Origin of the sequence: Streptomyces sp. NPDC006265 (genome assembly GCF_040613555.1) — a bacterium.
Lineage (GTDB): Bacteria > Actinomycetota > Actinomycetes > Streptomycetales > Streptomycetaceae > Streptomyces.
In genome coordinates this window covers 1-6,411 of record NZ_JBEXSH010000521.1, presented here as the reverse complement: position 1 = coordinate 6,411, position 6,411 = coordinate 1, and the positions used below count along the sequence as shown (strand labels likewise).

Annotated in this window: 6 protein-coding genes and 2 pseudogenes; 4 read left to right on the top strand and 4 right to left on the bottom strand. The window is 71.4% G+C overall.

Going from position 1 to position 6,411, the window contains the following annotated elements:
* Positions 1-511: 511 nt before the first annotated feature.
* Together ABZ281_RS32520 and ABZ281_RS32515 are read left to right on the top strand one after the other, a co-directional pair.
* Positions 512-1,219: pseudogene (locus tag ABZ281_RS32520) on the top strand (sensor histidine kinase); the annotation flags it as partial.
* A gap of 22 nt (positions 1,220-1,241) precedes the next feature.
* A pseudogene (locus ABZ281_RS32515) lies at positions 1,242-1,920 on the top strand (response regulator transcription factor).
* A gap of 88 nt (positions 1,921-2,008) precedes the next feature.
* On the opposite strand, the gene ABZ281_RS32510 reads toward ABZ281_RS32515, so the two are convergent.
* The gene (locus tag ABZ281_RS32510) at positions 2,009-2,491 is read right to left on the bottom strand and encodes a MarR family winged helix-turn-helix transcriptional regulator (RefSeq protein WP_356661344.1); all 483 of its coding nucleotides are present in this window, start codon (positions 2,489-2,491) and stop codon (positions 2,009-2,011) included.
* Between the two features lie 125 nt (positions 2,492-2,616).
* On the opposite strand from ABZ281_RS32510, the gene ABZ281_RS32505 reads away from it, so the two are divergent.
* On the top strand, positions 2,617-3,978 hold the full coding sequence (locus tag ABZ281_RS32505) for an aminotransferase class V-fold PLP-dependent enzyme (protein ID WP_356661342.1): 1,362 nt from the start codon (positions 2,617-2,619) through the stop codon (positions 3,976-3,978).
* A gap of 3 nt (positions 3,979-3,981) precedes the next feature.
* On the opposite strand, the gene folE is transcribed toward ABZ281_RS32505, so the two are convergent.
* The 3 genes from folE to ABZ281_RS32490 all read right to left on the bottom strand — a co-directional run bounded on the left by folE (position 3,982) and on the right by ABZ281_RS32490 (position 5,920).
* The gene (gene folE / locus ABZ281_RS32500; protein WP_356661340.1) at positions 3,982-4,638 is read right to left on the bottom strand and encodes a GTP cyclohydrolase I FolE; all 657 of its coding nucleotides are present in this window, start codon (positions 4,636-4,638) and stop codon (positions 3,982-3,984) included.
* Position 4,639: 1 nt separating this feature from the next.
* A complete protein-coding gene (locus ABZ281_RS32495) occupies positions 4,640-5,080 on the bottom strand; it encodes a hypothetical protein (protein ID WP_356661338.1) in 441 nt (146 codons plus the stop codon).
* 291 nt (positions 5,081-5,371) lie between these two features.
* On the bottom strand, positions 5,372-5,920 hold the full coding sequence (locus tag ABZ281_RS32490) for a DUF2231 domain-containing protein (RefSeq protein WP_356661336.1): 549 nt from the start codon (positions 5,918-5,920) through the stop codon (positions 5,372-5,374).
* A 120-nt stretch (positions 5,921-6,040) separates the two neighbouring features.
* On the opposite strand from ABZ281_RS32490, the gene ABZ281_RS32485 reads away from it, so the two are divergent.
* On the top strand, positions 6,041-6,411 hold a 371-nt coding region (locus tag ABZ281_RS32485), incomplete at its 3' end, for a winged helix-turn-helix domain-containing protein (RefSeq protein WP_356661334.1).

The following is a 6,411-nucleotide window of genomic DNA, read 5'->3' as shown; positions in this document are numbered from 1 at the left end:
CCACCAGCAGAAGGAGACAACCCACCTCGAGCGGGGCGGCGCACGCTACCTACCCTCCGCGCGCCGGGGGGCCGCCCCAGCAGCCGCGGTGCGGCGTGGTGCGGCTGCAGCGCCCCCGCACCCCCCGCCCGCGCCGAGCGTCGTGCCCTGGCCGGGCTGGGAGGGGCCCCGTCGGGCGGCACCGGGCTGTGGGGCCGCCTGGCCGAGCGTGTCCAGGCGCGGCCCAAGGTGCTGGGTCTGGCCGGTCTCGTGGTGCTCGCGGCGCTCGCGCTGCCGACGCTCTCGCTGCGCCTGGGTGCGTCCGACGACGGCAACCTGCCCACGTCCTCGACGAACCGTCAGGCGTACGACATGATCGCCGACGGGTTCGGGCCGGGCTTCAACGGCCCGCTCGTCCTCGCGGTCCAGGCTCCCGACACCCGCGGCAAGGCCGCAGCGGCGAAGCTCGTCAGCGCTCTCGAGCAGGTCGACGGCGTCGCCGGTGTAGGCGCCGCGCCCCTGAGGGCGGGGCAGACGGTCTCACCTCGCCGACGTCGAGGCGCGAGCCGAACGCGCCGAGCGCACCCGCGAGGAGGAGGCCCGGCGCAGGGTCACCGAGGAGCGCGTCCGCATCGCCCGCGAACTGCACGACGTCGTCGCCCACCACATCACCCTGGTCAACGCCCAGGCGGGCGTGGCCCACCACCTCATGCGCAATGACCCCGACCGGGCGTACGAGGCGCTGGCCCACATCAAGGACACCAGTCGCGCCGCGCTCGACGAACTGCGTGCCACCGTGGGCCTGTTGCGTCAGCCCGACGACGGGCCGGACTCCCGCGCGCCCATCCCGGGACTGGCCGACCTCGACGCCCTGGTCGATGCTCGGGCGGGCGGGTTGTCCGTGCGGGTGGTGCCCATCGGTACGCCCCGGCCCGTCGCCTCCACCACGGAGCTGACCGCCTACCGCATCGTCCAGGAAGCGCTCACCAACACCCACAAGCACGCAGCGGCGACGCAGGTGGAGGTGGTGCTGAACTACGGTCCGGACCGGCTGCGGATCACGGTGACGGACGACGGCGCCACCGGCGCGCCCCCCGGCCCCGGCTCCGGTCACGGCCTGATCGGCATGCACGAGCGGGCGACCGCCATCGGCGGGACGGTCACCGCCGGGCCGCTGCCCGACGGCGGCTTCCAGGTCGTCGCCGAACTCCCGCTGGCCCTCGCCCCCGCGTCCGCCTGACCCCACGAGGTAAGAGTCACCCATGACGATCCGCGTCCTGCTCGCCGACGACCAGGCTCTGCTGCGGGGCACCTTCCGGCTGCTCATCGACGCCCAGCCGGACATGGAGGTCGTCGCGGAGGCGTCCAACGGGCGGGAGGCGGTGGAACTGGCCAGGTCGGCGCGGGCCGACGTGGTGGTGATGGACATCCGGATGCCCGAGGTCGACGGTATCGAGGCCACCCGGCTCATCGGCCGGAACGAGGATCTGGCCGGGGTGAAGGTGCTGGTGCTGACCACGTTCGAGGTGGACGAGTTCGTCGTCGAGGCGCTGCGGTCCGGTGCGAGCGGCTTCCTCGGCAAGGGGGTCGAGCCGGCCGAACTCCTGCACGCGATCCGGCTGGTCGCCGCCGACGAGGCGTTGCTCTCCCCCGCCGCGACCAAGGGCCTGATCGCCCGGTTCCTCTCCCAGCCCTCCCCCGGCGCTCTCGCCGCCCCCGAGCGGCTAACCACCCTTGACGCCCAGGGAGCGCCAGGTCATGACGCTGGTGGCCACGGGCCTGTCCAACGACGACATCGCCGAACGGCTCTTCGTCACCCCGGTCACCGTCAAGACCCACGCCAACCGCGCCATGGCCAAACTCGGCGCCCGGGACCGGGCCCAACTCGTGGTCATGGCCTACGAGAGCGGGCTGGTCCGCGCCGGAGAGACACGGACCTGACCGTCGCCGGAACGCGCGGTCCAGCCGGGGCTCCAGGACGAAGCGGAACGTCCGCCGCACGGGTGCGGTGCACAGGGCGCCCCGAGGGTCAGTTGTCGCGCAGCGCCTTCTCGATCTCGCCCAGCGAGTGGGTCAACCGCCCGTAGTCGGCAGGGGCCACCGGTGCCACGAAATGCCGTTCGACGACCTGGGCGTGGACGGCGGCGGCACGGAGGAAGACCGTACGGCCGTGATCGCTCGACTCGACCAGGACGCTTCTGCGGTCCCCGGGGGCCGGCACGCGCCGCACCAGACCGGATCCCTCCATGCGGTCGACCAGGCGGGTGATGCCGCTGCTGGTGAGCGTGAGGTCGTCGGCGAGTCGGCGTTGTGAGATCTCCTCGTCCGGGTGCCGGCAGAGCCGGATGAGCACCTCGAACATCGTGTGGCTGATCTCGCACTCCTTGCGCAGGGCCGTGTCGATCCGCTGTTCCAGGCGGGTGGCGGCCTTGATCAGCAGCCCGAAGTCGTGCACGAGCCGGCTGTCGGCGGCGCGGGCCGCTTCGTCGTTCTCTCGGTTCACGGAGTTCATCCGACCGACTTTACTGCTTCTTCACCTACTGCTGTCTCAATTACTGAACAATCAATTGCTGAGCAGTCAACGAACTCCTATGGTGAACGTCCAGCACCCCAGCATGTCGGCAGAAAGGGAGATCAGTGGACCTGCAGCACTGGCTCGGCCGGGCCAACGACGCGATACAGCAGTGGGCCGGCACGTTCGGCCCCTACGAGCAGCACCCGTCCCTCCTCGTCGACGACGACCGCTTCGCCGCCGCCTTCGAGGAGCTCACCGGGAGGCTGAAGGAGAACTATCCCTTCTTCCACCCGCGCTACGCGGGGCAGATGCTCAAGCCCCCGCACCCCGCGGCGATCGTCGGCTACCTCGCCACCATGCTGATCAACCCCAACAACCACGCCTTGGACGGCGGTCCCGCCACCGCCCGCATGGAACGCGAGGCCGTAGCGCAGCTGGCTGCGATGTTCGGCTACGACACCCACCTCGGCCACCTCACCACCAGCGGCACGATCGCCAACCTGGAGGCCCTCTTCGTCGCCCGCGAACTCCACCCCGGTCGCGGCATCGCCTACAGCGCCGACGCCCACTACACCCACGGCCGCATGTGCCACGTCCTGGGCATGAAGGGGTATCCGATCCCGACCGACGACCGCGGCCGCATCAGCCTCGACGCGCTCGAGGACATCCTGCGCACGGGCGAGGTGGGCACGGTCGTCCTCACCGCCGGCACCACCGGCCTCGGGGCCATCGATCCGATCCACGACGCCCTCGCTATCCGGGAGCGCCACGGCGTCCGGCTCCACGTCGACGCGGCCTACGGCGGCTTCTTCACCCTGCTCGCCGGTGCGCAGGGCCCGGAAGGGCTCCCCGCGCAGCCCTGGCGGACGATCGCCCGATGCGACTCGATCGTCGTCGACCCGCACAAGCACGGGCTCCAGCCCTACGGCTGCGGTGCGGTCCTCTTCCGCGACCCCGAGGTGGGCCGCTTCTACCTGCACGACTCGCCCTACACCTACTTCACCTCCAGCGAGCTCCACCTCGGCGAGATCAGCCTGGAATGCTCCCGTGCCGGGGCCTCCGCCGCCGCGCTGTGGCTCACCTTCCAGGTCCTGCCGCCCACCCCCGACGGACTCGGCCGCGTTCTCGGGGCCGGCCGCCGGGCCGCGCTGGACTGGGCCGGCCTGATCACCGCCTCGGACGAGCTGGAGCTCTACCAGCAGCCCGAGTTGGACATCGTCAGCTACTTCCCGACAGTGGAGCCCGCCGCCCTGAGCGCCATCGACGCGGCGTCGGCACGCGTCCTGGCCGAGGGCATGACCGGCCCTGATCCCGTGTTCCTGAGCACCCTGAAGGCAGACCGCGAGGCCTTCGGCGCACGCCACCCGAAGGTCACCGCCGACGCCGACGGCGCCCGCATCCTGCGCAGCGTCCTGATGAAGCCGGAGTCCGAGGACCACGTGCACCGCCTCCACGAGCAGGTCACACGTCTGGCCCGGTCATGACCGCTACCGGGTCACGCCCGTCAGGGCGAGGAATTCACTGCGGGAGCGGGAGTCGGAGCGCAGCAGGCCGAGCAGGGTGGAGGTCAGGGTGTCGGAGCCGGTGGCCTGCACGCCGCGCAGCGTCATGCAGGAGTGCTCGGCCTCGATGACCACGCCGACGCCCTTGGGCTCCAGATGGGCCTGCAACCAGTCGGCGATCTGCTTGGTCAGGCGCTCCTGGACCTGGGGGCGGCAGGCGAAGTGCTCGACGACGCGCGCCAGTTTGGAAAGGCCCAGGATGCGGGCGCCGGGCAGGTAGCCGACGTGCGCGGTGCCGACCACCGGCAGCAGATGATGCTCACAGACGGTCCGCACCGGGATGCGCCGGGCGAGGACGAGTTCGTCGTAGCCCTCGTCGTTGGGGAACGTGGTCAGGTCGAAGGGGCGCGGGCTGAAGAGTTCCGCGTAGGCGCGGGCCATCCGGCCGGGTGTGCCGCGCAGGCTCTCCGAGGCCGTGGAGATGCCGAGTGCTTCGAGGAAGCGGCCTGCCGCGATCTCCGCGGCCGCCAGGTCGATCCCGTCGGGTTCGTGGACCACCCGCAGGGCGGGCCGTGCGAGTGCCGTCGTCTCTCCGTCGTACAGGTCCGGCCGGACAGAGAGAGGTGCGGGGTGCTCGGTCATGTCAGTTGTCTCCGATACCGAGAGCGGTGAGCAGAACCAGGACGAGGGCGCCCACGGCGAACAGGCCGTGGGCGAACACCACCGGGAGCGGGAAGTGCCGTTCGGCGGGGACGTTCGTCGTCTCTCCCCGGGTGCCGGACGTGGTCGCGTGGGCGCGGTGGACCGGGATCCAGCGGGCCAGCATCACGAATCCCAGCAGGGCCACCGGAAGGAGCAGGCCGAACGCGGTCCAGGCCAGGGCGGTCGTGCCGACGACGACGTAGCCGACCCACACCACCAGTCCGAGCGCGGCCAGGGCGAAGTGGCCGAAGACGACGGGCGCGGGCAGCCGGGTCGCACCGGTCTGCTGCCGGCGGGTGCCGCCGCGCCGGATCCAGGTGCCGAGCAGGTAGAACCCGCCGAGGGCGGTGACCACCCAGGCGATCAGTGCGGCGATGTCCATGAGGAGCTCCGAGGGTGAGGGCGGTGGCAGGAACGGCCCGGGCATACCGGCGGCTGTGCGGGTGCGCCGGGGCGGACAGGCGCCGGCTAGTGCCGCGGCGGGCAACGTTCGCCCCGTCACGACGCCCGGCACGCTCCCCCACGCTCTCGACTCCGCTCGAGCAGGGGGTTGCCCCCACTCGCCGCACCGGCCGAAATCCCGAGTACGTCCAGTACGAGGGCTTCCGGCCGGCACGCCGAGAGCACGCACCGGGCGCCGCTCCTCAACGGGCAAACGTTGCCTGCCGCGGCACTAGGTGGAGGAGCGTGAGCGATGCGCGCCGCGGCCGGGCGCGTATCCCTCGGCCTGGGTGCTCTCGTCGGCTACGCGGACGCCGTAGCGGTAGGCGAGCTTGCCGCCCAGATATCCCGAGACGCCGAGGGCCGCCACGCTGAGCGCGGCGAGGACGAGCGGGCCGATCGCGACGCTGCCGCCGCCGGTGTGATCGCCGTAGCGCCACAGGAAGTTCACGGCGTAGGCGGCGGTGACCAGCAGGTTCAGCGTCATGTGGACCAGGGCCGTGCGAAAGGCCGGGGTGGCGCCGGGGATGGCGAGCAGGTCGAGGAATCCGGCCATGGCCGCCAGCAGGGCACCGATCACCCCGACCGCGATCAGCCACTGCGAGGCCTGGGTCAGGAAGCCCGGACGGCTCACGACGTGGGAGGCGATGTCGAACACCAGGCTGGTGACCCAGGCGCCGATCGGCACGGTCACCAGGATCGGGTGGAACGGATGGCCGTACGGCCCGGCGAGCGAAGCACTGACCGGGTGTTTCGCTTGAAGCTGTGACTTTCCAGCCATGGCGACCTCCAATAGTTTCACCAACAAGTCTTTCCTTTATTCCGCGCAAAGGTCAAGGCGTGCAGCACAGAGCACCCGAAGAGCCCTCGCTCCCACGCGTGTGGGAGTTATCGTTGTCCCGTGGCTTCCGACCCGCCCGCGCTGGCCGACAGCGCCATCGACTCCGTCAGCGTCCTGAGCGAGGACTCGCGTCGGCGCATGTTCGCCTTCATCCGGCGTGCCCGCCGCGCCGTCACCCGGGACGAGGCCGCCGCCAGCGTCGGCATCTCCCGGAAACTCGCCGCCTTCCACCTCGACAAGCTGGTCGACGCCGGCCTGCTGCGCGCCCGCTACGAAACGCCGGGCGGTACCCGCAAGGTCGGCAGGCAGCCGAAGGTGTACGAGCCCACCGGCGCCCAGATCACCGTGAACATCCCCGACCGGCGTCACGAGCTGCTGGCGGACCTGCTCCTGGACGCCGTCCTGACCGAGCGGGCCGACGAGAACGCCAC

Coding starts and splice junctions, on each gene's coding strand:
- ABZ281_RS32510 (WP_356661344.1), bottom strand. CDS start 2,491: ATGAACTCCGTGAACCGAGAGAACGACGAAGCGGCCCGCGCCGCCGAC.
- folE (WP_356661340.1), bottom strand. CDS start 4,638: ATGACCGAGCACCCCGCACCTCTCTCTGTCCGGCCGGACCTGTACGAC.
- ABZ281_RS32495 (WP_356661338.1), bottom strand. CDS start 5,080: ATGGACATCGCCGCACTGATCGCCTGGGTGGTCACCGCCCTCGGCGGG.
- ABZ281_RS32490 (WP_356661336.1), bottom strand. CDS start 5,920: ATGGCTGGAAAGTCACAGCTTCAAGCGAAACACCCGGTCAGTGCTTCG.